At 38.3% G+C, this 379-nt stretch carries 1 pseudogene; it reads left to right on the top strand.

Going from position 1 to position 379, the window contains the following annotated elements:
- Positions 1-216 (top strand): annotated as a pseudogene (locus ACFINO_RS10065) (hypothetical protein); the annotation flags it as partial.
- Between the last annotated feature and the right edge of the window lie 163 nt (positions 217-379).

Below are 379 nucleotides of genomic sequence, written 5' to 3'. Positions count from 1 at the left end.
ACCTTAGGTATTTTAATCAGCCGCTTTCTCAAAGCCTATCAGCACTATGATCAACAAAAGAAATCAGAAGAACAACGCCATAAACTTATGACAGAAGCAACTCTAGAAAGTGTTGCATTGCTTAGCAAACATCTACCTTTTGCAAAATTAGGTATTCCGATCCTTGGACTTGCAACTTATTTTTTGTGGAAAAAAGAGAAAAAAGACCGTTTTTAAGATCAAAGTCTGTATTGTACAGTTCATCTCTTCCGAGGTACTTTCTCCATGCGAGAGAAAGCGCCTCTTTTGCTTCTCATCCAGCAATGTTTTAGAAACCTTCATCCTTGCGAGTGAAGAGAAACAATAAGAACCGATAAGCTTTTACATCCCACGCATCTAC

Origin of the sequence: Bartonella sp. AA83SXKL, from assembly GCF_042196965.1 — a bacterium.
Classification (GTDB): Bacteria; Pseudomonadota; Alphaproteobacteria; order Rhizobiales; family Rhizobiaceae; genus Bartonella.
This window is presented reverse-complemented; position numbering and strand designations above follow the sequence as displayed.